24 protein-coding genes and 3 pseudogenes are annotated in these 24,334 nt (G+C 41.7%); 12 read left to right on the forward strand and 15 right to left on the reverse strand.

The annotated features are described in order from the left end of the window. Positions 1 to 6: 6 nt before the first annotated feature. On the reverse strand, positions 7 to 1,035 hold the full coding sequence (locus PGX00_RS15980) for a B12-binding domain-containing radical SAM protein (RefSeq protein ID WP_272138416.1): 1,029 nt from the start codon (positions 1,033 to 1,035) through the stop codon (positions 7 to 9). Between the two features lie 297 nt (positions 1,036 to 1,332). On the opposite strand from PGX00_RS15980, the gene PGX00_RS15985 reads away from it, so the two are divergent. Next, positions 1,333 to 1,623, forward strand: a complete 291-nt coding sequence (locus PGX00_RS15985; protein WP_272138418.1) for a putative quinol monooxygenase — start codon at positions 1,333 to 1,335, stop codon at positions 1,621 to 1,623. Between the two features lie 98 nt (positions 1,624 to 1,721). Then, positions 1,722 to 2,462 carry a sulfite exporter TauE/SafE family protein gene (locus PGX00_RS15990; protein WP_272138420.1) on the forward strand — a complete coding sequence of 247 codons (741 nt, stop codon included), beginning with the start codon at positions 1,722 to 1,724 and terminating at the stop codon, positions 2,460 to 2,462. Positions 2,463 to 2,513: 51 nt separating this feature from the next. Here the strand turns inward: PGX00_RS15990 and PGX00_RS15995 are convergent, their stop codons facing one another. Then, complete coding sequence (locus tag PGX00_RS15995; protein WP_272138422.1) at positions 2,514 to 3,437, reverse strand: LysR family transcriptional regulator; 924 nt, start codon at positions 3,435 to 3,437, stop codon at positions 2,514 to 2,516. A 216-nt stretch (positions 3,438 to 3,653) separates the two neighbouring features. Between PGX00_RS15995 and PGX00_RS16000 the strand changes: the two genes are divergently transcribed. The 4 genes and pseudogenes from PGX00_RS16000 (at position 3,654) to PGX00_RS22975 (ending at position 6,198) form a co-directional block, all read left to right on the forward strand. Next, on the forward strand, positions 3,654 to 3,944 hold the full coding sequence (locus PGX00_RS16000; protein WP_272138424.1) for a putative quinol monooxygenase: 291 nt from the start codon (positions 3,654 to 3,656) through the stop codon (positions 3,942 to 3,944). Positions 3,945 to 4,025: 81 nt separating this feature from the next. Further along, positions 4,026 to 5,108 carry an L-dopachrome tautomerase-related protein gene (locus PGX00_RS16005; protein WP_272138426.1) on the forward strand — a complete coding sequence of 361 codons (1,083 nt, stop codon included), beginning with the start codon at positions 4,026 to 4,028 and terminating at the stop codon, positions 5,106 to 5,108. Between the two features lie 107 nt (positions 5,109 to 5,215). After that, positions 5,216 to 5,533, forward strand: a pseudogene (locus tag PGX00_RS22970) (alcohol dehydrogenase catalytic domain-containing protein); the annotation flags it as partial. 189 nt (positions 5,534 to 5,722) lie between these two features. Continuing rightward, positions 5,723 to 6,198 (forward strand): annotated as a pseudogene (locus PGX00_RS22975) (zinc-binding dehydrogenase). A gap of 483 nt (positions 6,199 to 6,681) precedes the next feature. On the opposite strand, the gene PGX00_RS16020 reads toward PGX00_RS22975, so the two are convergent. Together PGX00_RS16020 and PGX00_RS16025 are read right to left on the reverse strand one after the other, a co-directional pair. Then, positions 6,682 to 8,142 (reverse strand): glutathione synthase, encoded by a 1,461-nt coding sequence (locus PGX00_RS16020; protein WP_272138432.1) that lies wholly within the window; start codon positions 8,140 to 8,142, stop codon positions 6,682 to 6,684. Positions 8,143 to 8,265: 123 nt separating this feature from the next. Beyond that, a complete protein-coding gene (locus PGX00_RS16025; RefSeq protein WP_272138434.1) occupies positions 8,266 to 9,303 on the reverse strand; it encodes a permease in 1,038 nt (345 codons plus the stop codon). A gap of 250 nt (positions 9,304 to 9,553) precedes the next feature. Here PGX00_RS16025 and PGX00_RS16030 point away from each other — a divergent pair, with 250 nt between their 5' ends. After that, the gene (locus tag PGX00_RS16030) at positions 9,554 to 9,856 is read left to right on the forward strand and encodes an ArsR/SmtB family transcription factor (RefSeq protein WP_272138435.1); all 303 of its coding nucleotides are present in this window, start codon (positions 9,554 to 9,556) and stop codon (positions 9,854 to 9,856) included. A 696-nt stretch (positions 9,857 to 10,552) separates the two neighbouring features. Here PGX00_RS16030 and PGX00_RS16035 read toward each other — a convergent pair. From PGX00_RS16035 to PGX00_RS16065, 7 genes are all read right to left on the reverse strand, one after another. Beyond that, a complete protein-coding gene (locus PGX00_RS16035) occupies positions 10,553 to 11,314 on the reverse strand; it encodes a glutathione S-transferase family protein (RefSeq protein WP_272138438.1) in 762 nt (253 codons plus the stop codon). Positions 11,315 to 11,352: 38 nt separating this feature from the next. Further along, positions 11,353 to 11,658, reverse strand: a complete 306-nt coding sequence (locus PGX00_RS16040; RefSeq protein WP_272138440.1) for a DUF3861 domain-containing protein — start codon at positions 11,656 to 11,658, stop codon at positions 11,353 to 11,355. A 66-nt stretch (positions 11,659 to 11,724) separates the two neighbouring features. Beyond that, entirely contained in the window at positions 11,725 to 12,384 is a 660-nt protein-coding gene (locus PGX00_RS16045; RefSeq protein ID WP_272138442.1) for a nitroreductase family protein, read from the reverse strand. Positions 12,385 to 12,416: 32 nt separating this feature from the next. Continuing rightward, positions 12,417 to 13,388 carry a hypothetical protein gene (locus PGX00_RS16050; protein WP_272138444.1) on the reverse strand — a complete coding sequence of 324 codons (972 nt, stop codon included), beginning with the start codon at positions 13,386 to 13,388 and terminating at the stop codon, positions 12,417 to 12,419. A 117-nt stretch (positions 13,389 to 13,505) separates the two neighbouring features. Next, complete coding sequence (locus PGX00_RS16055) at positions 13,506 to 14,570, reverse strand: MBL fold metallo-hydrolase (RefSeq protein WP_272138445.1); 1,065 nt, start codon at positions 14,568 to 14,570, stop codon at positions 13,506 to 13,508. A gap of 93 nt (positions 14,571 to 14,663) precedes the next feature. Continuing rightward, positions 14,664 to 15,092, reverse strand: coding sequence for a DoxX family protein (locus PGX00_RS16060; RefSeq protein ID WP_272138447.1), 429 nt, complete (start codon positions 15,090 to 15,092; stop codon positions 14,664 to 14,666). 11 nt (positions 15,093 to 15,103) lie between these two features. Beyond that, on the reverse strand, positions 15,104 to 15,550 hold the full coding sequence (locus tag PGX00_RS16065; RefSeq protein WP_272138449.1) for a YciI family protein: 447 nt from the start codon (positions 15,548 to 15,550) through the stop codon (positions 15,104 to 15,106). A gap of 107 nt (positions 15,551 to 15,657) precedes the next feature. Here PGX00_RS16065 and PGX00_RS16070 point away from each other — a divergent pair, with 107 nt between their 5' ends. Beyond that, positions 15,658 to 16,530, forward strand: coding sequence for a LysR family transcriptional regulator (locus PGX00_RS16070; RefSeq protein ID WP_272138451.1), 873 nt, complete (start codon positions 15,658 to 15,660; stop codon positions 16,528 to 16,530). A gap of 234 nt (positions 16,531 to 16,764) precedes the next feature. Here the strand turns inward: PGX00_RS16070 and PGX00_RS16075 are convergent, their stop codons facing one another. Next, complete coding sequence (locus tag PGX00_RS16075; RefSeq protein ID WP_272138453.1) at positions 16,765 to 17,718, reverse strand: LysR family transcriptional regulator; 954 nt, start codon at positions 17,716 to 17,718, stop codon at positions 16,765 to 16,767. Between the two features lie 169 nt (positions 17,719 to 17,887). Here PGX00_RS16075 and PGX00_RS16080 point away from each other — a divergent pair, with 169 nt between their 5' ends. The 3 genes from PGX00_RS16080 to PGX00_RS16090 are packed head-to-tail and all read left to right on the forward strand — an operon-like array spanning position 17,888 to position 19,292. After that, entirely contained in the window at positions 17,888 to 18,355 is a 468-nt protein-coding gene (locus tag PGX00_RS16080; protein ID WP_272138455.1) for a universal stress protein, read from the forward strand. Positions 18,356 to 18,390: 35 nt separating this feature from the next. After that, entirely contained in the window at positions 18,391 to 18,837 is a 447-nt protein-coding gene (locus tag PGX00_RS16085) for a universal stress protein (protein ID WP_272138457.1), read from the forward strand. A gap of 14 nt (positions 18,838 to 18,851) precedes the next feature. Beyond that, positions 18,852 to 19,292, forward strand: a complete 441-nt coding sequence (locus PGX00_RS16090) for a phosphate-starvation-inducible PsiE family protein (protein WP_272138459.1) — start codon at positions 18,852 to 18,854, stop codon at positions 19,290 to 19,292. A gap of 846 nt (positions 19,293 to 20,138) precedes the next feature. Here the strand turns inward: PGX00_RS16090 and PGX00_RS16095 are convergent. Together PGX00_RS16095 and PGX00_RS16100 are read right to left on the reverse strand one after the other, a co-directional pair. Then, the gene (locus PGX00_RS16095) at positions 20,139 to 20,627 is read right to left on the reverse strand and encodes a GNAT family N-acetyltransferase (RefSeq protein WP_272138461.1); all 489 of its coding nucleotides are present in this window, start codon (positions 20,625 to 20,627) and stop codon (positions 20,139 to 20,141) included. Between the two features lie 129 nt (positions 20,628 to 20,756). After that, positions 20,757 to 21,134, reverse strand: coding sequence for a hypothetical protein (locus PGX00_RS16100; RefSeq protein ID WP_272138463.1), 378 nt, complete (start codon positions 21,132 to 21,134; stop codon positions 20,757 to 20,759). 823 nt (positions 21,135 to 21,957) lie between these two features. On the opposite strand from PGX00_RS16100, the pseudogene ltrA reads away from it, so the two are divergent. Continuing rightward, a pseudogene (gene ltrA, locus PGX00_RS16105) lies at positions 21,958 to 23,429 on the forward strand (group II intron reverse transcriptase/maturase). Between the two features lie 246 nt (positions 23,430 to 23,675). On the opposite strand, the gene PGX00_RS16110 reads toward ltrA, so the two are convergent. After that, the gene (locus tag PGX00_RS16110) at positions 23,676 to 24,257 is read right to left on the reverse strand and encodes a methyltransferase family protein (RefSeq protein ID WP_272138465.1); all 582 of its coding nucleotides are present in this window, start codon (positions 24,255 to 24,257) and stop codon (positions 23,676 to 23,678) included. Positions 24,258 to 24,334: the final 77 nt, after the last annotated feature.

Consider the following 24,334-nt stretch of genomic DNA (forward strand, 5'->3'; position numbering starts at 1 on the left):
TTACCATTAGATCATACGTTGGCGAAGTTGATAGAAAATGTCGTCAATATCGCCAAGCTTCTGTTGTTGAATACGGTCTAGCTCTCTTTGCACACTGTCATACATAAGCTGATTACGCATATCACTCAGTGTGGCGTAATAGTGCGTGCGGCGCCCTAAAATAAAGTTATTCTGGTCGCTTTCACTCATTTGCAAAAAGTGGTCAATAGTGCGCAAAAATGTCTCTTTATCTTTTGGTAATTGACCATTAAGTTCCGTCAACACATTAATGCCGTGGTAGTTCCCATAATTACCCGTCATACCGTCTAGCTTGCTGATAAGCTGATACTGCTCTTCAAGCATCTCTCGTTCGGTTAGTGGTGTAAATTGGCCGTTTTGTACTATCTCATCCAATTCAGTTCCCGATTTAACCGCCAGCGAGAGTATACGAATTTCGTCTGGGTTGATTTGATTCAGTAGCTTGGCCGTTCCTGCGATATGTTGCTCTGACAGTTCTTTTCCTCCCAAGCCAAGGATAATGAAGGTCATCATTTTCATGCCCGCTTGCTTGGCATATTCGGCTGACTTCAAGATTGATTTCGGGGTGATCCCCTTTTTCATCAGTTTTAGAACCTCGATAGATCCCGACTCCATACCGCAGTAAAGCATATTTAGCCCAGCGTCGTAGATTGCTTTCATTTCCGCTGGCGACTTTTTAGTCATGGTCTGCGCCCGGCCATAAGAGCTGATCTGTTTAAGTTCTGGAAAAGCCTCTTTCAGTGTATTGAGCACGTCAAGTAAGTCTTGGGTTTCCATGGCGAATGAGTCGCCATCTTGTAAAAAACAGCTATCAAAGGTTCTGTTTTTATAAAACGCCTTCGCCGCCCAGATATCACGCTTAATATCTTCAACCGGACGAATAGAGAACGCCATGCCTTCAAAAAGGGTGCAGAACTTACATTTATTCCACGGGCACCCTTGTGTGGTTCTGATTAGCAGGCTATCTGCTTCTGATGGTGGGCGTATTGGGCCCTGTTGAAAATGTATCTGTGACATGGCTATTTATCCAATGAATTAAAATTAATTTGGCCATGCTACTGCAATTTTTACACGGTAAAAACGCGGTATTTTTTGAATAATTATCAAAAATTAATAGATAAACTATGTGCATATCACCTACAACGCGATCCATTCCCTGTCTATAGGGATACTTAAAAATCAATTTTCAATCTATATTTGATAATAATTCAATTTATAAGCTGTTTTTAGTTCGCAATATTCACCGTACTATACATCCATACCAACAACGCAGTACACCATCAGCTGCTTCAACTCCATACAGAGGAATACCCTATGACTAAGCTAACTATCGTTGCAAACATCGTGACCAATGTAGACAAAATTGAACTGGTAAAAGCAGAGCTATTGAAATTAATCGACATCACTCGTGCCGAAGACGGTTGCATCAATTATGACCTTCACCAAGATAACGAAAACCCTGCACACTTCACTTTCTACGAAAACTGGGAGTCACGTGAACTTTGGCAAGCCCATATGGGTAATCAACACCTTGCCGATTATATGGCAGCTACAGAAGGCTGTGTGGAAAGTTTCGTTGTAAACGAAATGACCCAGATAGCTTAAGCCAACTTTGTATTTCCCTCTATTTGAGTGAATGGATTTAAAAGTTTTTTGCTCAAATACACTTGTTTTCATCTGCCTATTTTCTTGGTTTACACGTCATGATCACAGACCTTTGGTTTTATGTTGCAGCAGTACCTGCCGTTTTTTTCTATGGAATGGGCAAAGGAGGAATTGGCGGTATTTTAGGGATGCTGTCCGTGCCCTTGATGGCAATGAGCGTATCGCCAGTTCAAGCCGCTGCGATTTTATTACCATTATTGTGTGGTATGGATTTAATGGCGTTGTTTTATCACCGTGAAAACTGCAATTACACCGAGCTAAAAAGCATGATGCCCTTTGCTATTTTGGGAGTGGTTAGTGCTGCCTATTTTATGGATAGCCTGCCGACACAGGTTGTTGAACTTATCATTGGAGGGCTGGCTTTGGTCTTTTTAACACAAAAGTTTTTGCTAAAGCAGGTTCAATTTAGCCACCCGATAAAAGGCTATGCATTGAGTATGCTATCTGGTTTTTCTAGTACGATTGCCCATGCAGGAGGGCCTCCTGCGAGCATGCATCTACTGCCAAAAAACCTGCCTAAAGAACAGTTAATTGGCACCAGTGTGGCGTTTTTCACCGTGCTTAATTTTATTAAGTTGATCCCGTACAGCTATATGGGTCAGCTCGATATGCAAAACCTGACGACCTCGTTAGTTTTAGTACCGATTGCGTTTTTAGGAGTTAGAACCGGTGTGTGGATGGTGAATATCATCTCTCAAGACCTGATTTACAAGATAAGTTATAGCGTTCTATTTCTGACTGGAACAAAGATGCTCTATTCCGGCTTCACCGCGTTCTAAATACGATTTCATGAGGGAAAGGCATCTGCCACGCCCTCACAACTTCAACAGTTAACCCAATAGTATCCCTTGATCCTTCATTTGGATAAGAATCTGTTCGGTCTTTTCTCTGAGCATATCTCTTAATAAGCGCACGGTCGGGGTAATGGACTGTCGGCTTGGGCATATTAACCAAAGCTCTGTCGATGTCGGCTTGTAGTCGGCCATTACATTGACCACCTTCCCTGTTAGCAAGTCATCGGCCATATCGAGGCAAGACTTAATCGCGAAACCTTTCCCCGCTACACACCAGCGCCGAACGAGATTACCATCATTAGATGCTCTATTGCCCTTCAGTTTCACCTTAATGTTTTCTTTTCCATCATTAAATAACCACTCATTTTGCAAAATATCATGCAGCTGGTAAAACAGGCCATTATGTTCGAGTAGATCATCTGGCTCAGATGGAATCCCATGTTTTTCTAAATACTCTGGGCTGGCGCATAACAGTCTCGGTACATCACAAATTTTAAAACCGTACATGCTGGCATCGGTTGGAGAGCCATAACGCAGCGCCATATCAACCGAATCTCGATAAAAATCAATGTTACTGTCACTGATACTTGAGCGGAGTGACACGTTTGGGTAATCCAACAAAAACTCATCAAGCCAAGGCGTGATCACATTTCGGCCTAAATCTGACGAAAGGGCGATGCGAATCTCGCCATCGATAATCCCCAGCTCTTCACGCATGTTCATCTTGGCTTTTTCAAGCATCTTCAACGCTTCTTCACACTGGGGTAAATAACGCTCTCCGGCAGAAGATAAACGTAAATGACGAGTAGTACGCACAAACAACTCAGCCCCTAATGACGCCTCTACACGTTTCACCGCCGCACTTGCCGTTGCGGTACGCATATCCAGATTTGTCGCAGCAGCAGTGATGCTGCGAAACTCTGCGACTTTCAAAATGACCTGCAAATCCTCTAAGAGCATAACTGTTACCTTTTTATGAGTGTGTTAACGAAATCTGATAATGACTATCCCTTTATAACGCACCACATGGATTATTAAAAGACGGTTATCAAATATTAATTGATAATTATTCAATCAATAGGCTGTTTATAGTTAGTAATGTTCGCACTATTATACCTCCATACCAACAACGCAGCGCACTAAGCACAGCACTAACCCAGAACGAAAGAAACTCCTATGACTACATTAACTATCGTTGCAAACATCGTTGCCAATAACGACAAAATCGAACTTGTAAAAACAGAACTACTAAAACTCATCGAGGTGACTCGCGCTGAAGAAGGTTGCATCAACTATGACCTTCACCAAGACAACGAAAACCCAGCGCATTTCACTTTTTATGAAAACTGGGTATCACGTGAACTTTGGCAGGCTCATATGGGTAACCAGCACCTTGCTGACTACATGACAGCAACCGAAGGCTCTGTCGCAAGTTTCATTGTCAATGAAATGACTAAGATCGCTTAACGACTCAATCAAACACATCGTGATAACACTATGCCCTTACTTCGACAGTCAGGGCATCAAAGAACACCAATGAGGCTCAACATGAAAAATATAAAAACATTATTAACACTTGCGTCTGTGATGATGGTCAACACCGCACAGGCGGCTGATATCGAAGTGGTTGCCAAGCTTGATGGCACTCGTCCTGGAAACATCACCGTAACGAAACAGGGCCGTACTTTCCTTTCTATGCAACCTCTTGATGCGCCTGAACTTCGTGTTGTTGAATTGATGAAAGATGGCTCAACCAAAGCATTTCCAACGCAAGACTGGGCAGACGGCCCAGAAAAAGGCGAAGTGGGCTTAGCCTCGGTTATCGGCATTGATAGCACCGATGATGGTGTCGTGTGGGTGTTAGATATGGGCAGTGAAAACTCGCCTGCCCAAATCGTCGCATGGGACACCATTAACGATAAGTTATTTAAACGCATTGAAATAGGAAAAGACGTGCAGGTTGGAAATTCGTTCTTACAGGATTTTGCATTAGATACCAAGCGTAACCAAATGTACATTGCCGATACGAGTTTAGGTAACCTGTATGGCGAAGCTGCGCCCGCTTTTGTGGTCGTAGATTTAGAAACAGGAAAATCACGCCGCGTATTGCAAGGTCATAAAGCACTCCTTTCACCCGAACATGAAGTCGTGATTGATCAGTCTCGAATGGCCACAAAACGCGAAGATAGTAGTGTTGATGCACTCTACCTCGGTCTGAATCCAATCACAATCGACACCAATAATGAATGGCTTTACTTTGGCACGGTTAACGGGAGCGCTATCTACCGTATACCAGCGGCCGGACTTGCTAATGCCGCACTTAGCGAAGACGCATTAGCCCAACAAATAGAATTTTTCAGTGAAAAGCGCCCAAGCGATGGCATGATTATCTCTGGTAACGGTGATATCTATGTAGGCGACATTGAGAAAAATGCTGTTGGTATTGCTAACAAAAATGGCTACAAAATTTTTGCACAAAACGACAAGATGTTGTCATGGGCAGATGGTTTCTCTATCCAGGGTGATTATTTATACGTCACACAAAACTCTCTTCACTTTCACCCAGCTTTCAACGAAGGTGAAGAAGGCTCAACCAAGCCATACCATGTACTTCGAATCAAACTCAACTAATTGATGCTCTTGATGGTGGGAGAGGTTATCTCCTGCCTTTTTTTCAGTTTAATAGCGAGTCCAAAATGAAAAAATTCACAATAAAACCGAGTCGAGACATTATCCAAATGTCTGAGTTTGCCTCATCAGCTGTTGGTGAGTATGAGGTGAAAGTTCAAGTTAAAGCCGTATCACTCAACTACAGAGACATTCTCAATCGCAAATACTCCGTTCAAGAAATTGTGCCATTTTCTGACGGTGCGGGAGAGGTGATTGCAGTCGGTAGCAAGGTGACACATCTTCAGGTTGGCGACCGCGTAGTTGGTTTGTTTTTTCCGACTTGGGACACTGGCGCTATCAATCAAGCTATCAACGATGTAGCGAGGGGCGGAGGAAGTACTGATGGTATGTTAGCTCAAGAAGTGGTTGGCCATGAGGATAGCTTTATAACTTTCCCTGCTCACCTTTCTTACGAAGAAGCATCAACATTACCTTGTGCAGGCCTCACTGCATGGCATGGCTTGTTTGAGCATGCTCAACCAGCACAGCCGTCTCAAACAGTATTAATTCAAGGGACGGGCGGCGTATCCATTTTTGCTTTGCAGTTGGCAGCAACAAAGGGAATTAATACCATTGTGCTTTCAAGCTCTGATGAAAAGCTAACACGAGCCACAGAAATGGGTGCCACCCACACCATTAACTACTGCCAAACGCCGGACTGGGACAACGAAGTACTTAGATTAACTGAGGGGAAGGGGTTGATTTAGTTTTAGAAGTCGGTGGTGCTGGTACGTTAGAAAAATCGATGAACGCCGTAAAAGTCGCCGGTGCGATTAGCTTAATTGGTGTGCTATCTGGACTCGATGCGAAAATAAACCCATTACCAATTGTTGGAAAGAGTTTACGCATCAATGGTATTTATGTTGGTAGTCGAGCAATGCAACAACGCTTTCACGATGAACTGATGGAGCATAACATTTATCCTATCATTGATACCGTGTTTAAGTTTGAGCAGGCCAATGAAGCTTATGCATACCAATTATCGGCACAGCACCTCGGAAAAGTGGTTGTGAACATCGATTCGCAAACGCCATTAAAATCGGATATTTAATTTTAATTTCTTAACACGATTTTTCAGTGCAAGTTATTTTTGCGAACGCTCAACTGCCGGCTTGAGGCGATTGAATGATACCATGATCTGCTCAATGGAAGCTGCAAAGTTCATTCTGTAATAGCTCTCATCCGGTTCGCCAAACCAAGTATCTGGTGCCAGAGCTAGCTAGGCGTCTTTAACCAACACGGGATTCAATACTTCGTGTGGTAGATTAAGTCCTGAAAAACCAAACCAGATCTGATTCGTGCCCTGTGGTTCGAAAACCTTTACTTGTGAAAGTTGCACGCGCATAAAATCTATAATCCAGCCTCGGTTTTTCTGGGTGTACTCCAGAAATGCGTCAAACCACTGTTCCCCATGGCGATACTGTTCTCGTACTCCAATGTAGAAATGATGGCACGTGAAACTGGGCTGGTATCTGTCCCGGACGAACTAACACTTTTTTAGAGGGGGACGTATATAAGTTAACAGCGACTGGATTCAATCGATTATCGTCAGTGAATCCAAAATACCTTTTCCACTGTGGATGCCACCTTCATTTTCGCTTGCTGGTTTACTACGGATCAAGTACCCCGCATAACCGTCATATTGGGTAACAGGCTCACCGTTAAAGTAGGCGGTGAACAAACCAATTTCACTGACCAGATCGTCTACCAGCGTTTGCTGAGCATCACGTACCGCAATGGTTGCTTTCTCGCGCTCATGAGGATACAAACGCTGCATCAACGCCCAGGCATCGTACTCTTCTGGGACCAATTGACTCAGTTTGTCGCTGATACCCTCACCAAATACGCAGTGCCCACCACCTTCTCCTTGATTTTTAAGTACCCATTCTTGCTTGTTCGCTGATGTGTTAAACCATTCAATCGTACTTGTATTGATCGGTTTCATATCCGCTAGAACACTTTTCACCAATTGTGCCTCTTCAAGGTTAAGGCCCCAGCGTATGTATTCCTCCGCGGGCATCATGGTCAGCAACATCTGCATAGATTTACTTGTGGCAAGCTGCTGACTAATGGTTGCGTTCACTGCCACGTGGTGCTGCTCAATGAAGAGCCGAGTTTGACTCAATGTATGGCAACAGACCGACTCATTCAACTCTGGCGCACAGTAGTCGATATATTGGTAGCCCGCACGCAGATAAACAACGTCAATGGCCCCCACACCTGCCAACATTAAACGTTGATTATCTCCAGTGGAAAGTTGACTGCTAAGTTGCTCAAAGGTCCTTCTAACGGTGTATAACCCAAGCTTTTGCAACTCAACTTCAAGCAAGTGCTGGTCATACACGTTATCTTCGTTCTTTTGTACCACCATTAGAAACGTCGGCTTGCGCTGTCCATTCAAGTCCGTGTTAATCTTTCTTGCCGTCGTCGCAATACCGTAAGCAATCTGCTCTAGCCCTACGTTATCTACTGGTGTTGCCGAGTTGGCTTCCAGACTATTATGGTAAATTTCTGGCCACTGATTTTTCATAAAACCATGAAATTCGGTAGCACGCTGACCAAACGGTGCCATGCCTGCCGCGATGCCATTAAACTCAATCACTTTTGCACCGTGGCGTCGATCGTCCATAAAATCAGTACGCATCAGAAGTAGCGGCTGTCGTGCAGGTACGCGCCTGTCATTGATGTCACCGTGCGCTTTTAGGTGCAACGACATTAAACGATCAAAGAACGGATCGGCTTTGGCCATATCACCCAATGTGGTTTGCAAAAAATCGTGATCTTCCGAGACACTGCTGATGAGATTGGTGATAAGTGGTGCCACCTTCAATAGATGCTCATACACATCACGCTGCATAGTCATTGGTGCAATACTGAACGGACAGTGCCTTGCGGTGTTGTCGGATTGTCTGAATGCCACGCCATGCATGATGGTCCACTCACAGGCATCTTCAATTGCTTGCTGAGATATAAGTGGAATCTTTTCTGTTTTCATCGTTTTATTACTCTTAAATTCGAAGATTCAGGCTGTGGTTGCTTCAAGCCCTTTTATGCAAGAGCTGTAACTCACAACTTCTAGTCAATCTGATAATTATCGTGTCCCGTAAGCAAGAAACCCTCAAGCAAAGATAAAACTGTATAGGTAACCGGCACCCATTGCCATAGTTAGGATGACACCTAAGAAGGTTGCAATCATTTGGTTCTTAAAGATAGATTTCAACAAAACCACTTCAGTGAGACTTGCACCCGCACTGCCAATTATAAGTGCCATTACTGAGCCTAGCGCCATACCTTTTTGTACTAGTGCGGCACTTAGTGGGATGACGGCTTCAGCTCGGATGTACAACGGAATACCGATGACTGCTGCAACTGGAATTGCGTACCATTTTGCTTCACCTGCATATTCAGCAATTAGATCTGTCGGGATGAAACCGTAGATAAAAGAGCCGATTGCGATACCCACCATTAAGTAAGGGAATACTTGTTTGAAGTCTTTCCAAGTTGAGTACCAAATACGTATCCAACGGCTTGATACTTTTTCTTCAACGATTGTTGCCGTCGCACTACCGTCTACTGAGCAACAAGAGACTTCAACCTTTGGTTCTGCTTTTGTAGCATCACTGCAAGTCGCTTTTGCCGCAACTGGCGCTGACTCACTGCATAAACCTGCGCCACAGTTTGATACCGGCGTGTCTGCAGCTTCGTACGCTTCTGGTTTGACATAACGCTCAAATCCGAGCTTTTCAAGTACATATCCAGCAACAACCGAAATGGTCATTGCGATAACAAAGTAGAACAAGGCTACTTTCCACCCAAAGGTCACCACAAACAAGCCAATGATGACAGGGTTAAGCAGTGGGCTTGCAAATAGGAACACCATCATTGGGCCGAAACCCGCTCTGGCACGTAATAAACCTTTTAAGAAAGGGATGGTTGAGCACGAACAGAAAGGAGTAATTGAACCTAGTAGTGCCGAAATAAAGTAACCTTTTCCCTTTTTTGAACTTAAGATAGATTGAATTTTTTCTGGCGTAAGGAAATCTTGTAATACACCAACAATATAGCTGATCGCTAAGAACAGAATAATTAGCTCTGTCGCAAGAAACGCAAACATATCAAGCGCTTCCTTTGCCATGGTCATGGTTTCTGGGGTCATATCGATTCTCCTAATGATGCTTTATCAAAAACTGTAAAAGGCATAATGAAGTTTAACACTATATTTCTATTATTCTCGAATTATAGAACTATAGTCATATTCGTCAATGATTTTATTTCCATGTTTATCGAAATAAAATAAATAGTAAATATATCAGTAATTTAAAATCACGCAGGTAACTAGTTGCCATTCCTGTTTATTTCCACTACCATCGAAATAAATCTATTGTCTGTCATTTTAGGTGGTCTCTATGGAACTCGAAGCTGTCGCAAAAGCATTAAAAGAACTTGGGCATCCTACCCGTTTGTGCATCTACAAAGAGGTAGTGAAAGCAGGCCATCAAGGTATCCCCGTTGGTAATGTTCAAGATAAGCTCGTCATTCCGGCATCGACACTTTCTCATCATGTTTCGAATCTTGCTTCAGCGGGATTGATTAGTCAGAGACGTGAGGGACGTACTTTGTACTGCGTGGCGGAGTATGAGTGCCTAAATAGTGTCATTGGCTTCTTACGCGATGAGTGTTGTCTCAATGAAGGTCAATACCTTAGTTAACCCAGATACACATTGTTGAGGCTTATAATCAAAAAGTGAAGCTAACGGTGAATCAGTAGGCTATTGGTATGTTACTAAGGGGCGTCCTGACAAGTACAGTATTCAAAAAATAATCACCATAAAGTATCCTTTTGCGCGTGATACTTTCTAGCGAATTTGCATAGCAATGCAGGTGGTAACCTCTGATGTAGAACACCACTGTTGTACGATAAAAAGGGAGAAAGTGAGCATTACCTTCTCCCCCACCCCAAGTGAGAAAAAATAGGGAAAGTCCTCCACGTAATCTATCCGACTAACACTTCGCCACAGCAATCACACCTAAGAAACACTTTAGCTTTTTCTCAGGTGATACCTTAAACTCACCGACTAGTGTATTTAAGCCACGCACCAGTTGACTAAGTGACTGACCGGTTTACATTATATTCGCTAGCACCCGATATGCTCCACCATAGTTTGACGGACATCCCTCCATATAGCTGGATCAATATACATTGGCATACGACATCTGCTCAGAAAATAGTTCATCAAGGCTACAACATTTCGACCTTCTAATGGCTTTAACTTGTTAGTTCATTTCCAGTTTCGTCGCTGGCTTTTGGCGAGTAATGCATGGGGCTATCTTGTTATGCCATATTATATTGATTTAGCTATAACACCGCGTTAAAGACGACGTTAGTCTGATTATGTACTTACTCTTTACGGCAACCAGGCAATAACGCCTTGCTTAAAGCTCGGACGCTGAATAATGGCGTTTTTCCACTTTTCTAGGTGCGGATAGTCTTCAAATGGGTACTTTGCTGCTTTAAGAATTACCAGTTGAGGGATCCAGGTAATGTCCGCCAGAGAGAAACTGTCGCCAGCTAGCCAGTCATTGTCTCTCAGACGGTCATCCATTTTCTGGAAGCAATCGTCGATAACTCTTGTTGCATTAGCCAAATCTTCCTCAGTAAAACCTTCATTAGAGTTAAAGCGTTCGTGGAACTCAAGCAGAGCAAGATCATAGGTTTGTTTCTTCTGATAGTCCGCCATTTGATCGGGCGTTCTTTTCATTTTTCCGCTCGGCTGACCTAAGTTGCCATACATGTAAGTTTTTATTGAAAGGTGATTATCCCTGGCTAAATACATCCAGAAATACATTTGTTGTTCATCTTGTTCTGAATCAGGGCGTAGTGAACCCGGTGAATATTTTTTATCAAGACAGTCAATAATGTCTGCGGAATCGATAATAACAACACCGTCATCAACCAATGTCGGGACAACGCCATTAGGGTTAATACCGAAATACTCATCAGTCAGGTTTTCACCCTTCATCAAATCTAGCAGGTGGCTTGTCCAGTCCAGACCTTTTTCTTCCAGAGCGATACGGACACGCATTGCGCAATTGGACATGTTGGCATGGTAAAGGTGTAGCCCTTTAAAGCTCTCAACACTTTTATTGGTTGGTATGATAATTCCCATCTTTCTGCCTCTCAGGTGTTAGTTTAAGAAAAGGATGATTAATTGCCTTTCATGGCTTTCTTCAGGTTCACCATAAAATGTTTGAAGTGCGGCATAAAATCAGCAAACAGAACGTGTTTTCTGTTCTGCATCATAACCGGGGCAACAAGACGTAATGCTACCCCCACTTTAGTTGCGTCCTGTTCATCCAGACCGCTGCCTTGTTTAAGTTTTTCAACAATAGTGAACATATCTTCGCGGTCTTCTACTTCAAACTGCAGTATTCTAGGTGTTTCTCCATTGGCTGAACTTGCATCTTCAATAGTTACGCGATAAGTATTGTTTTTCTTAATTAGTGATTTCATTGTTATCTCCGCTTTTGAAATCTCAATAGAGCAATTTATTAATTTCAACGATGTTTTACACGAGATTTACAGAGTAATAACTACTTTGTTTAGTGGTAATCGCGCTTTAGGAAGACCATGGTTATAGTCACTATCTTGCTGGTGATAACCCAGAGCAAGTACTGTTTCACACACGTATCCATCCAACTCTGCTTTAAAAATTTCACCAATCATTTCAGAGTCCACACCTTCCATCGGGGTAGAATCTATCCTCAACCGAGCAAGTGTATGGAGCGCGTTTCCTAGGGCAAGATAGGTCTGTGCTTTTGTCCACTGAGCATTGACGCCATTCTCGTCAGCTGTTATGTCCGCAAAGTACATGCCTTTGTTCAACATCTCGTCATACATAGCTTCAGGCAGATGACCAGACGTTACTTCTGCATCTACAACTATTTTGTAAGCTTCTTTATTAAAGCGGGGATTGTAAGCAAACAGAATAGAATGTGATGCCGACTTTGCATGCTGCTGATTGTTCTGGAACTTATTTTCGAACGTATCATGCAAGCGCTGTTTAGCTTCATCGCTTTCGATCACGATAAACCTCCATGGCTGCGAGTTAACGGAAGATGCAGACAGCCGCAATGCTTCTTTGATCACTGCTATATCGTTTACAGAAATTTTCTTGGCTGCATCGTACTTCTTGGTTGAATAGCGTTGGTTAAGATCATGAATGATTGGATGAGTCATTTGGATTCTCCAGTTTAGAAATAGATGAATGTTTAAAAGATGTCTTTGAGCTGAATGTGGATGTATTGATATTTCAACGTTCTATTTAATTGCTTGTTAGTGTTCTTCTTAGTCCCTCTTTGGTGCTGTTCTTCTAACAACAAGCCGTTCTTATCTCTGATGTAGGTTGTAGTAGAGGCAAGATAATATGGGCTTTCCTTGCTATCTAATGGGGTGCTCTCATACTCATAGCTCTCTTCGATAAGATTGCTGTTGGTATCATATGCAAACTCACGTGTTCCCATGCTTGTGCTTATTGGTGTACCTTCCACAATGTACTTGCCAGAAAGTGTTTCTTTTACAAGGTTATTTTGACTGTCATAGGTGAATTCATACTGGTCTGCGTAAGTACCGGATACACCAGCTATTGATACGTTATTGCTAGACTGCTTATATCCGTTGGTATCGTAGCTGTAGGTATAGTGTTCAATTTTTTTATTCTTTCTTTTAATATAATTGGCTAGTAATAACCCATTAGCACCATATTCAAAGTAGCGCTCACTTACCCCGCCATTGGCGTACTTGTCGATTTCCTTTATTTTTTGACCATGACCGTTGTATTTGTAGGTAACGGTGTTCTGTAGGCTGGTGTTATTTATCGTGGTTTTCTTTATTAATTGGTGGTCAGCATTGTATTCAAGGCGGTAGGTGTAAGTTTCACCAAAGCCTAAAGAATCTCTTTGTGCGAGTAGCTTGCCTTTGTCATTGTAAATAAAGTCTTGTTGTCGTAATTGGTAGCGCTTCGATTTGGTGTGCTTGTATGAAATCTTTGAAACTAAGGAGAAAGTTCTTTCTAATAGTTGTTCCTTATATTTTCCATTTGGGAATAGAGTTATGTATGTCCTTGCATCCTCCACTGACTCAATTTTTAGATAAATATCTTCTTCAACATTGTCCGTAGCTGTTAAGTCAACACATCCATACAAAGCAATGACGGTAAAGGGAATAAAGAGTAGATTTTTCATATGGCATTCGGGTGCGGATCGGTGGTTGATGGTTTCTGTTTTAAAGCGGTGCTAACCGATGTGACATCATTAGTACCGCAGGCTTAAGTGTTTATGTGATATCTACACAGGCGACAATTAAGGGTTCAGGATCGCAAACTGCATGAACATCATCTTAAAGTTTTCTTCCGCATTCAGGCTAGCATTGCGTACTCTTGCAGCCCAACGCTCGATAAACTTCTGCGCTGCCATTTCAGCCGCCAGGTCGATACCTTCACGGTAGTTCCACCACTCAGAACCATCCTTGTAACGACGATGTGCTTCTTTCATCGTTGCATGGAATGCTTCCGACTTCATAACGTCATGCATGATATCTTGCATATCTTTAATCAGGTCACGGTATTCCTCTAAATCAGCATGTGTCGCTACGATCTTCTCGTGGCCGGTGATGATAAACTCTGCTTGAGGGTAATCATTTAATAGAATTTGTGGCAACTTCCAGGTCATCATTGGATCGGTAGCTTCACCAAAGTGAATCCAAGGTGCGGATTTAGCGTGGAATGTATCAATAGCAAACAGGATGTTTTGCTTAGGTGCATACACTACGCTGTCATCATGTGAGTGCCAGTTTCTACGATAGTTTTTAAATTCCAGTCGTAGTCCACCGGTTTCAAGAACATAATCATCATCCCATACCACATTAGGCATTGGACGCAGAGCCGCTCTCTCAGCAGGTAAATCTTCGTGAGCAATTTGTAGGAACTCTTCAGTTTCCTTCTGAGAGATGATTTTCGCATCTTTTGCCAGCAGATCGGACTTAAGATAAAGGTGCATACCTTCAGCATGATCACGGTGATGGTGTGAGTAAATCACATGTGTGATTTTTTTATCAGTCAGTCGTGGAATCAGATCTAATACGGAGGGAGTCAGTTCTGGACGGGCATCGTAAACAACGACACCAACATCTGTAATGAAGAACACCATACTGTCAAATTCATTGTGAATATAGTAAGCGTTATCTGCTACTTTGTAGTAGTTATAGCCACGCTCTGGAATTGAAGTGTAAACGTAATTTACGTCAGTATACTTAGCTTTTACTTTTTCTAAGTCAAAGTCTTTTTCTGCATTATACGTATTAGCGGCACAAGTGGCGCTTGATGCAGAAAGTGCTAGTAGTGTTGAATATAGAATGCATTTATACATAATGTTAAGTCTTCGTTTATTTAGGTATGAAATCACTAAAACTAAATAAGTCATAGTGACGTAGATAATTAATATCTAGATAGATAGTCGTGCTTATTGGGCTTTGCTATAAATGAACTTGTCTACAGAAAACCTACCTGCACCATTCGCGAGAATGAATATATAGGCCACCAGAAGAGCTCCCTGATACTCATAGCCACCTGCTCGTACATCGAACCCGTTAGGCCAACCCAGCAGAACGAAAGCAACTGTTAATGAAACGCAGTTAGCTAAAGCACCAAGTCGAGTGAAGAAACCAAGCATAACTGCGATACCACCGAATGTTTCACCCAGAGATGCCATAACCGCCATAGGGTAAGCAGGCTCTACACCAATCTTGCTGAAGAACATAGCTGTACCGTCTAGGTTGAAGAGTTTTCCCTGTCCGTGCCACATCATGGCTGCGCCCATATACAGTCTTAACAGGAGCTCGTGGAACCCAAGAGTGTTTGGTTTGGTGATTAATTGAATAAGTTTTTTCATAAAACTAACCATTATTTAATTTCAACTGTTTGATCAGAGATCTTTACAGAAAAATCAAAGCTACCTTCGTTAAGTGTCCACTTACGTAGTTTGTACTTTCTTACACCGCGAGCGTGGAAAGGGTCAGCATCAGCAATCGCTTTTGCATCTTCGAAAGATTTTGCTCGAATAATGATCATGCCTGATGTTGGGTGCTCTTTTTCGCTCTCTTCAGCGATAGGGCCAGCTCCAAACATAATGCCTTTCTCTTCAAGCATTACTTGATAATTCAGGTGGTCACTAACTGTATTAACGAACTCTTCTTGAGTACCAACAAGTGTGGTCTCATAGACGTAAAGATCCATCGCAAGAAAGTTAGCGATGCGCTCTCTTTGTTCTCTTGTAAAAGGATTGGCTGAAGCTGAACCTACCACTGCTACAGAAATGATCAGGCAAAGCCATGTTGTTAACTTCTTCACTCTTTACTCCTTATTTTGTTGTCTTAACGAATTATAAAGGTGGGATGAAAGACAAAAAAACGAAAATAAATTGTACAACTCAATAACCATTAGTTATGGTGTTTGTTATGAAACAAGAACAATTAAGAATGCTGATCGCTGTTGTTGAAACTGGAACTTTCAGTCGAGCTGCAGAGCGTGTATACAAAAGTCAGGCCGCTATCAGTAAGGCAATAAAAGGACTGGAAGAAGAGCTGGAAATTCAGCTGTTTTCTCGTGATTCCTACCGCCCGGAATTAACATCGGAAGGAAAGATTCTTTACAGGAAAGCACTTGAGGTTATTGATCAGTTTGATCAGTTCGAGGAAGTGGCCAAAGAATTATCTTTGGGAGTAGAGCCAGAATTAAGTATTGTGGTAAGTGCTCTTTGCCCTCTTCCGAGAATACTAGACATCATAAAAGCCCTGTCGGATAAGTACCCCCAGACCCGTATTAACCTTTCTATTAATACTTTGGGACGCGTTTTAGAAGAATTGAAGTCCGGAGATGCTGATATAGCAATAACTCCCTTGGAAGGGACTGAACCTACTCTGAAAAGCGCTTATCTTTACGATATCAAAATGCTCATAGTAGCCAGTCAAGAATTTAAACTTTCTACTTTTAGTAAGTGCTCTCTAGAGCAATTGAGAAGCTACAATCAGATAGTTGTGAAAAATGAGCATCACCATGAACTCGACCGATCGGATGACGTTCTGCGCACTGGACGTAGGTGGGATGTCAATAGTCTGTTTAGTAAGAAGGAAGTAATCCTAGCAGGATTGGGGTGGGGGCAGCTCCCTGAACATTTAGTCACTGAAGAACTTCAGGAAGGTCATTTAATTCCGTTGGAGGTAGAAGGCTTTTCAATGCAGAAAGCCCCCAGAGTACACGTTGTCAGAAAACAACAGACCATATTAGGACCGGTTGCACAGGAGTTATGGAGCTCTATTAAGTTGCTATAAGTTTGAGGGGGAATAGTCGGTGACGAAATTTATCGGCCAAAAATCTAGTCAGCACGTTATGGGGCAATTCCGTGTCAGTGATTTCACCAAATTTAACCATTTATGGATTATCCTAGGTACTGCAAACCTCTAATCTAGTGGCCAGACTCACTCATCCAATACACTCCGAACCAATCGGAAAGGCTTTATTGGAAAATTTACAAAACTGTGGCCAAATTTGGTTGACCTCAGCAACTATGAACCAATGAAAAAAGGTGTTTCTTGCTTTAGTAAGTTCCCTTTAAGTATTTTTTTGTACTCTATAAGGTGTTCCATAAACGCTTGGCTGAGTGGACTTTGACGTGTCGAAGTAGGAAACACAAGATTCCAATGAGTTTCAATGGGAAACGTGTCCACGGATAGAATCGCTAGGTTTGACGGATTTTCTTGGGTCAAGGCATACTCAGAAAGTATAGACAACCCCATACCTGCCATAACACAATGTTTAATGGCTTCATTGCTCTCCATAACAAGTTTCGGATTTAACGTTATATCGTGTTGTCCGAGGTGTTTTTCAATCGCCTGACGAGTACCTGAACCTTGTTCTCGTAGAATCCAAGAAAAGCCCACAAGCGACCGTATATCAATATTATCTTTTCGAGCAAGGGGGTGATTTTTACTGGCAATAGCATATAGGTTATTTGGAAAAAGCGGAACGATACCTCCTGACATATCACTATCAATATGGCTAAATAAGTACAAGTCGTCTTGTCCGTTTTGATATCTTTCTTTTATTTTGTCTCGATTGTCGACTTTTAAATCAATGTCTACCATTTGGTGTTTATCAATGAAACTACCGATTAAATGTGGGACAAAATACTCGCAAGATGTGACTGCGGCTACTTTTAACGTTCCTGACTTTAGCTGCGCCAAATTAGCAATCTCAATTTCCAAGTCATCTACATTCTGTATGATTTTCATACAGTACCGAGCCGTCATATGACCCACTTCTGTGAATACTAATTTTTTACCTTGTAAGTGATAGAGTTCTGCACCTAATAACTCGGAAAGCTGTTTAAGCTGTATTGATATGGTTGGTTGAGTGAGGTTTAGAACTTTTGCAGCTCCTGATACCGAGCCTTGTTCGTAAACGGTAAGAAATACTCTAATAGATCGAAAATTGGATAGTCTGTTTCTCAATAGCTGCATACTTTTCCTTAATCCTATAGCAAGAATCAACAGTACAAACTAAATGATCTCAAACCTAACTATAGATATTTATCTATGATTTTCATAGTTATTATTAATTTTTATCTATGTTCAGTACATTGTATTGTTTTTATCAAGAGAAAAAATTCATCGCTTGATTGGAGGTAACATGTCGTTTAAACACTTATTGGTTCCTTTAGCACCAGAGCAAAAAGTAACGCCCTCTCTCAACAACATATTGAAAATTGCAAATGAACTCGAGTCCAAAATGACGTTATTGATGGTCATAGAAGACATGGATGAGCTTAAAGAAATCAGTCGATATTCTGCGAGAACCTTAGATATTCTAGATAAAGTCACCAAAATTTATCACTCGCAGCTAAAAACTCTTGTCAGAGAGTTAAAAAGTCGTTTTAAACAGATCGATTTCTGTGTTCAAGTCAGAATAGGTATTCCATTCATAGAAATAATACAGTGTGCTAGAGAGCAAAACTCGGATTATATCGTTATAGACAGCCATCGAAATAGTAAAACCCACGCTTGTCAGAGAGGGAGTACAACACTTCATCTAATGCGAAAGTCCGAGATACCTATCTGGTCTACAACTCAAGAAATACATTCATCCAAAAAATCTTAGCCGCCGTAGATCTTGATGAACAAGTCAGTGCCGTATTGTGTGAAAAAATCATCAAATCAGCATACGAACTGTGCAAAATCACTGATTCAGAATTAATACTGTGTCACATCTGGGAGTTGGAATCGGAGGGGTTCTTGAGAAAGTGGAGTGGTTATACGGACACCGATATTAACCAGCTAACCAGTAAAATGCGTTCTGAGCGCATTAGAAAAATTGACTCTCTTGCAAACCGACTTATAGAAGGTGACCAATCTATCAAAGTGCGTATTGAGCTGATACAAGGGCAAGCGAAAGAAAGGTTAACCGAGTTTATTAGGCATGAATCCATTGATGTCACGTTCTTAGGTTCAATGTCTCGAACAGGAATCGCAGGTTATTTAATGGGTAATAAGGCGGAGTATTGGTTAAATGAATTGAGTGCCACCGTCGTTACTCTTAAGCCCGATGAGTTTGTCTCTCCAATCATGTCTGTTACCAGGTAAATGGAGTGAATACTATGAAAATTGACACTACTGATAAATTATCGAGCAGTCTTCAAACCGTTATCCACTGGTCCGTAAGAGCTTTGTCTATTCTCATGGTATTTGTCATTATTATGGGAGTGGTCGATGTTTCATGGATTTTATACAAGAAACTAACCTCTCCTCCTTTTTTGATTTTAACCATATCAGACATGCTCGCTACTTTTGGCGCTTTCATGGCGGTGTTAATCGCCATAGAGATTTTTATCAATATCACTGTCTATCTAAGGGACAATGTTATTCACGTTAAGATAGTGATGGCTACTGCTTTAATGGCCATTGCAAGGAAAGTGATCATTATTGATTTCGATTCACTTAGTGCAATGTACTTAATAGGGATTGCCGCGGTTATGATTAGTATGAGCGTCGGATATTGGTTGGTTCATCGACTTCCAAATGAAAGTCACGATGAGTAATTTGTCGGAAACAGTTTTTCTAACTAATAAATAGGTTGGTGAGTTATGGATGCTTTAATAGAACAAAACGTAACCAAAATTGTTAAGCCAGCAACAATACATATTCATGCTGTATATAGTTGTAAAAAGTTGCCATTACGCAATAGAAGTCATTAAATCTGAAGTTGAAACGTTACGACCATGTCCTTGCTGCGAGTGTGTTGAGTACACTGAATATTCTCTATTTTAACAGCCCTCTAAGCCAAACTTGAGCAGTTGCAATAGTATGGACACACCCTCTGTCAGAACATTGCTCAATTTCATTAAACGATTTAGCTCGACTCGGTCAAAGATAGCTAAAAAAAGTGTTGTGAGTTTATGGTCTAACAAGAAAAGGGCAATAATTCTGTAAAGTACTTTAATTATAATTACCAAGAAATATTAATTAATACATTGCTTGCTAGGAGGTGCTATTAGTATGGCTGCAAAAGAAATGCTTTCTCTAACCTTTTTAATAGTTGGTGCATTATGTTTAGTGTTCGCCTTTCCATTCACTGGTGAATCAAAAGACAGTTTTTACTCTTTTTGTTTTAGGTACCTTTTCGTAGTGTCTTCATTAATTTATTTCTATCTAAGCTTCTCATTATGGCAAAAAAGCAAATAAATAATTACCAAAAGAACATATAGCTTACCCTTAAATCAACCTAATGTTTCAAAGCGCAGCGTTAACAATGAATGGGGCATTTCTGAGTTAAGTCGCCCCGTCAGCAAGCTTCTGGACACAAACGTTTTAGGTGTGTTGTTCTAAAGCACTTAGTTCAAATTAGAAAAAGTATCTTGAAATCTAAAACGTTTGTATGTGCGTGCCTAAGTAGACAACGTAATGAGGTCATTACTATCGTAAAGTCTCACACTTGACTCACGCATACCAAGTTTATACAACAATTGAACTGAAGCTTGGTTCTCGGTAACTGCAACACCATAAACCTCAGTGACTAATTCATTCTCAAGTACAAAATCTATGACAGCTTTTGCTGCTTCAAATGCATAACCTTGTCCCTGATATTTGGGAAGTATCGCATATCGGATATCACAAAGATTTATTTCTGGGATTAACTCCACTCCAGCGTAACCAATTTTAACCGATGGTTCATCTATTAGGGAAACAATGCAGGTTCCAAAACCTTTATCCCAATGTGCTATCTTTTGAGGTATATATTTTTCTATGTAGTCTAAACCAAAAGGCTTACCGCCAGGTAAGTAGCGAGTGGTCTCAGGACAAGTAAGGAGCTGCGTATAGATATCCAAATCTTGTTCTGTCACCGGTGTTAGAAGCAACCTTTCCGTTTTTATCATGAAGCTATCCATTTATTTGAAGCAATATAGCGTGTTAAGGGACAATTCCGTGTCCGTGAATCTGCCAATTTAGTTATTTGCGGATTACTCAGAGTAAGGCTAAACCATAGTCGTCTGTTCTGCAGTGCATCAGTAAGGTAGGTCGTCTGCTTCAATACCAACATAGTCTGGCTCTAAGTGTATCGGAAACTGAACCGCATTAATTGTAACGTGCCCTAGCATCACGGCTTTGCAAACCCTGTGCATACCATCCATCACTCGCCCTTCGTGACACATAATAATGGGATACGACAGGTCTGCATTTTGGATTAGCGATGCATGCTCTAAAACATTTTTGCACGTTGGACGTGCTCCACCTAAGTCGTACCAAAACTCTTCTTCGAGTTCTTTAATATCGGATAGCTGTATTTCTACGGTAGGTAGCTCACGAGAAAGCTCAATTAGCCGAAATACATCCCAAGCACGTAAGCCCTTTGCCGAGTATCTAAAGTGATATTGTTGTCTCATATATCTCCATACTGCATATCGCTCATAGACTAATGCTCATCGACGAAAAAATCCGTGTTTGCATTCCGTCTATGTTGCCATCATTCACGATGAAACTCTAAAGGTATCACCTGTTGTGTGAATAGACATAGAGGCTTGCGGTAGAACTACGAAAAGTTTCCGTATATGTGCCCAAAGTACGGATTAGATTAATTGGGTCTACTGCAATGCTCGCCAGACAGTAAATTCGTTGGTGCTAACAAAGTTTGGGGCGTGCGACGTGAAGTCGTATGAAGCGCTGTTCACCGCTTAATGTGTGAACCATCTGTATCACCAGATGAACCTAGGGCTCTGAATAAAGTAGCGAGCCTGACAATGTAATGAAGAATGGTTATGACCATTCGGGATTTGAATCGTGAGAGAACGATCCTCCTGATAACCACAATCGGGTGAATGCTAGGTAATCAGCATGATGAACATATGTGAATCCGCTTAAGGTGCGTTATGTTATGAAACAGCGGAAGTGGTTAATACGCTGTAGCCAAAAGGCACGAGAGTCGGAAAGAGATTGCCCCATGCTCCTTCGTGATCATTGAACTCTCCGCACCATAGCGGGCATCTAAACTGATATTGCGCGACATACGGAACACGGTAAGCCTGTATCACTCCCTCTGGGAAAGCCTCTGTGGCCGATAGTGATGCAGGTATAGGAGGTTGGAAAAAGCGAAGGCTGCATTGTAACGATGCAGATACAGACTTATGTCTGATCACGAAAGTGAGCCCACTTCCAACTGGTCTCTCGTTGCGAGAGAATTTGAAGAACTTTATTCAAGGAGAAATGCAAATGATGATTTCAAAAGAGATTAGTGCCTCTCCTGACAGCGCGCAATGGCAGTCAATAGACTGGAAATCCGTTGAATCGCATGTATTAAAGCTTCAGATGCGTATCGCAAAGGCAACTCGAGAAGGTAAACACGGCAAAGCGAAAGCCTTGCAGTGGCTACTGACTCATTCTCGCTCAGCAAAACTTCTTGCTGTTAAGCGAGTATCTCAAAACAAAGGCAGTAAAACGCCTGGAATAGACGGTGTCATCTGGAATACGGATACACGCCGCATGAAAGCAGTGAACCAATTGAGTAGAAAGGCATATCAAGCCAAACCACTCAAGCGTATCTATATCCCTAAAAAGAATGGCAAACTTAGACCTCTGGGTATCCCGTGCATGATAGATAGAGCGCAGCAAGCGCTCTATCTTAAGGCGCTAGAGCCTATATCGGAGACGCTTGCCGATCCAAATAGCTATGGATTTAGACCCAATCGCGGCACTGCTGACGCAGTCGATCAGTGCTTCAAATGTTTGGCTCTAAAGAAGTCCTCTAAATGGGTTCTTGAAGGCGATATAAAAGCCTGTTTTGACAAGATCGGACATCAATGGCTTATGGATAACATCTCCGTTGATAAACGAATGTTAGAACAATGGTTAAAGTCTGGTTTTATGGATAAAGGGCTGTTTTATCGCACTGATGAGGGCACACCACAAGGTGGGGTTATATCTCCGACCTTGATGCTAATGACTCTCGCAGGCCTTGAACAGCAGATAAAGTCCACCGCCCAAAAAAGGGCGCTAGAGCCAACTTTATTGGCTACGCCGACGACTTCGTCGTCACTTGCGCTTCAAAGGAAGTGCTCGAGAACGATATCAAACCGTTGATTGCTGATTTCTTAGTGAAAAGAGGCTTAACATTATCCGAAGAGAAAACGTACATTACTCATATCAACGATGGCTTTGACTTCTTAGGTTTTAACCATAGGAAGTACAAAGGAAAACTACTCATTAAACCGAGTAAATCCAACACGTTGATGTTCTTAAGCAATCTGCGAGAACTCATCAAAAAGCACGTAACCCTTCCAGTGAACGATCTTATCAAGCTGATAAATCCGAAACTCAGGGGATGGTCGAACTATTATCGACATTGCGTGGCTAAACAGGTGTTCGGATATGTAGGCCACAAGCTATTCCATACGTTATGGCACTGGGCTAAAAGGCGTCATCCAACAAAGTCTAAAACTTGGATCGCCCTAAAATACTTCATCAACCGAAAAGGCCAATGGCAGTTTCATGGTTGGCAGAAGATCATGAATATGGATTGTCAGTTCAATCTGTTTCAAATAGCCAAAGTGCCGATTGAGAGACATGTAAAAATCAGGAGTTCAGCAACGCCTTTTGATCCTCAGTACCAAGAATACTTGGCGAAGAGAAAACTTAAAAGGCTAGCTCGTAATTCTTGGAAGGAGCCTGTTCTCACTGCTTTATAAGTTGCTGGGTATCAAACGATGCCTTTGTGGAGGCTTGAGCCTAGTGCGGTGAAAGTTGCACGCTGGGTTCTTAGGGAGACGGCACTTGGTAACAAGTGTCGTCCACCCGACAGAAGTGAGTCAGTCACATTGTATAAGTTAGAAAACTGATTAGTGAAATTCCTGCTGCCAAATTTTTGTGCAAGATTGTTTCAGTGCGGTTTCCATATTTTTTGTTCATCAAATGAGCTTGTTATCTAACAGTATCTATAAGATAAAAGGTATAAATCGTTTTGTAGTGGCCATATATTCTAAGTATACATTCCCATATCTCTTTATAAGCGCATTTTCCTCCGTCTTCATCCGATAAAGGATACTCATTAGGTTCGGTAGTAATATAACGAAAAATGAAATCCAGTTGGACAGAACAATGCAGAAACCTATCAACTCAATTATCAAACCACAATAAATAGGGTGTCGTATAAATTTAAACACACCTCTCTGAATTAATTCGGACTCCTCCTTGATATTGATATACACGGTCCATTCTGACTTTAATGTCCACATCCCCGAGGCGTGTACGACCAAACCAAGAGCAATAACCAAAAAACCTACATAGTTTAAATATGGGAACCCTAAAAAGTACTGAGTAGTGGTGCTGTATTCGAAATCACCTGTTAAATATTGAATGATGGGTAGAAACGGACTCAATGTAATCGCAATAAAGTACGTGCTCTTGTCTTTGGATTTACGTTCATTTTCAGTGGGTTGCCCAAATATGAGCAGAATTGCTAACAGCAATAACCATAATAACGCAATTAGTTTCACAGCATAGTAAACGTTGTCCATGATTTTCAACCTCTGTCATACAAAGAGCAATCTGTAGTGGAACACTAGCTGATACACTATGTTGCATTCAAAGTTTC

Source organism: Vibrio algarum (genome assembly GCF_028204155.1).
Lineage (GTDB): Bacteria > Pseudomonadota > Gammaproteobacteria > Enterobacterales > Vibrionaceae > Vibrio > Vibrio algarum.

What these genes read in the sequence shown, in the direction of transcription:
- PGX00_RS15980 (WP_272138416.1), bottom strand. Translation starts at nt 1,035, where the DNA reads ATGTCACAGATACATTTTCAACAGGGCCCAATACGCCCACCATCAGAA.
- PGX00_RS15985 (WP_272138418.1), top strand. Translation starts at nt 1,333, where the DNA reads ATGACTAAGCTAACTATCGTTGCAAACATCGTGACCAATGTAGACAAA.
- PGX00_RS15990 (WP_272138420.1), top strand. Translation starts at nt 1,722, where the DNA reads ATGATCACAGACCTTTGGTTTTATGTTGCAGCAGTACCTGCCGTTTTT.
- PGX00_RS15995 (WP_272138422.1), bottom strand. Translation starts at nt 3,437, where the DNA reads ATGCTCTTAGAGGATTTGCAGGTCATTTTGAAAGTCGCAGAGTTTCGC.
- PGX00_RS16000 (WP_272138424.1), top strand. Translation starts at nt 3,654, where the DNA reads ATGACTACATTAACTATCGTTGCAAACATCGTTGCCAATAACGACAAA.
- PGX00_RS16005 (WP_272138426.1), top strand. Translation starts at nt 4,026, where the DNA reads ATGAAAAATATAAAAACATTATTAACACTTGCGTCTGTGATGATGGTC.
- PGX00_RS16020 (WP_272138432.1), bottom strand. Translation starts at nt 8,142, where the DNA reads ATGAAAACAGAAAAGATTCCACTTATATCTCAGCAAGCAATTGAAGAT.
- PGX00_RS16025 (WP_272138434.1), bottom strand. Translation starts at nt 9,303, where the DNA reads ATGACCCCAGAAACCATGACCATGGCAAAGGAAGCGCTTGATATGTTT.
- PGX00_RS16030 (WP_272138435.1), top strand. Translation starts at nt 9,554, where the DNA reads ATGGAACTCGAAGCTGTCGCAAAAGCATTAAAAGAACTTGGGCATCCT.
- PGX00_RS16035 (WP_272138438.1), bottom strand. Translation starts at nt 11,314, where the DNA reads ATGGGAATTATCATACCAACCAATAAAAGTGTTGAGAGCTTTAAAGGG.
- PGX00_RS16040 (WP_272138440.1), bottom strand. Translation starts at nt 11,658, where the DNA reads ATGAAATCACTAATTAAGAAAAACAATACTTATCGCGTAACTATTGAA.
- PGX00_RS16045 (WP_272138442.1), bottom strand. Translation starts at nt 12,384, where the DNA reads ATGACTCATCCAATCATTCATGATCTTAACCAACGCTATTCAACCAAG.
- PGX00_RS16050 (WP_272138444.1), bottom strand. Translation starts at nt 13,388, where the DNA reads ATGAAAAATCTACTCTTTATTCCCTTTACCGTCATTGCTTTGTATGGA.
- PGX00_RS16055 (WP_272138445.1), bottom strand. Translation starts at nt 14,570, where the DNA reads ATGTATAAATGCATTCTATATTCAACACTACTAGCACTTTCTGCATCA.
- PGX00_RS16060 (WP_272138447.1), bottom strand. Translation starts at nt 15,092, where the DNA reads ATGAAAAAACTTATTCAATTAATCACCAAACCAAACACTCTTGGGTTC.
- PGX00_RS16070 (WP_272138451.1), top strand. Translation starts at nt 15,658, where the DNA reads ATGAAACAAGAACAATTAAGAATGCTGATCGCTGTTGTTGAAACTGGA.
- PGX00_RS16075 (WP_272138453.1), bottom strand. Translation starts at nt 17,718, where the DNA reads ATGCAGCTATTGAGAAACAGACTATCCAATTTTCGATCTATTAGAGTA.
- PGX00_RS16080 (WP_272138455.1), top strand. Translation starts at nt 17,888, where the DNA reads ATGTCGTTTAAACACTTATTGGTTCCTTTAGCACCAGAGCAAAAAGTA.
- PGX00_RS16090 (WP_272138459.1), top strand. Translation starts at nt 18,852, where the DNA reads ATGAAAATTGACACTACTGATAAATTATCGAGCAGTCTTCAAACCGTT.
- PGX00_RS16095 (WP_272138461.1), bottom strand. Translation starts at nt 20,627, where the DNA reads ATGATAAAAACGGAAAGGTTGCTTCTAACACCGGTGACAGAACAAGAT.
- PGX00_RS16100 (WP_272138463.1), bottom strand. Translation starts at nt 21,134, where the DNA reads ATGAGACAACAATATCACTTTAGATACTCGGCAAAGGGCTTACGTGCT.
- PGX00_RS16110 (WP_272138465.1), bottom strand. Translation starts at nt 24,257, where the DNA reads ATGGACAACGTTTACTATGCTGTGAAACTAATTGCGTTATTATGGTTA.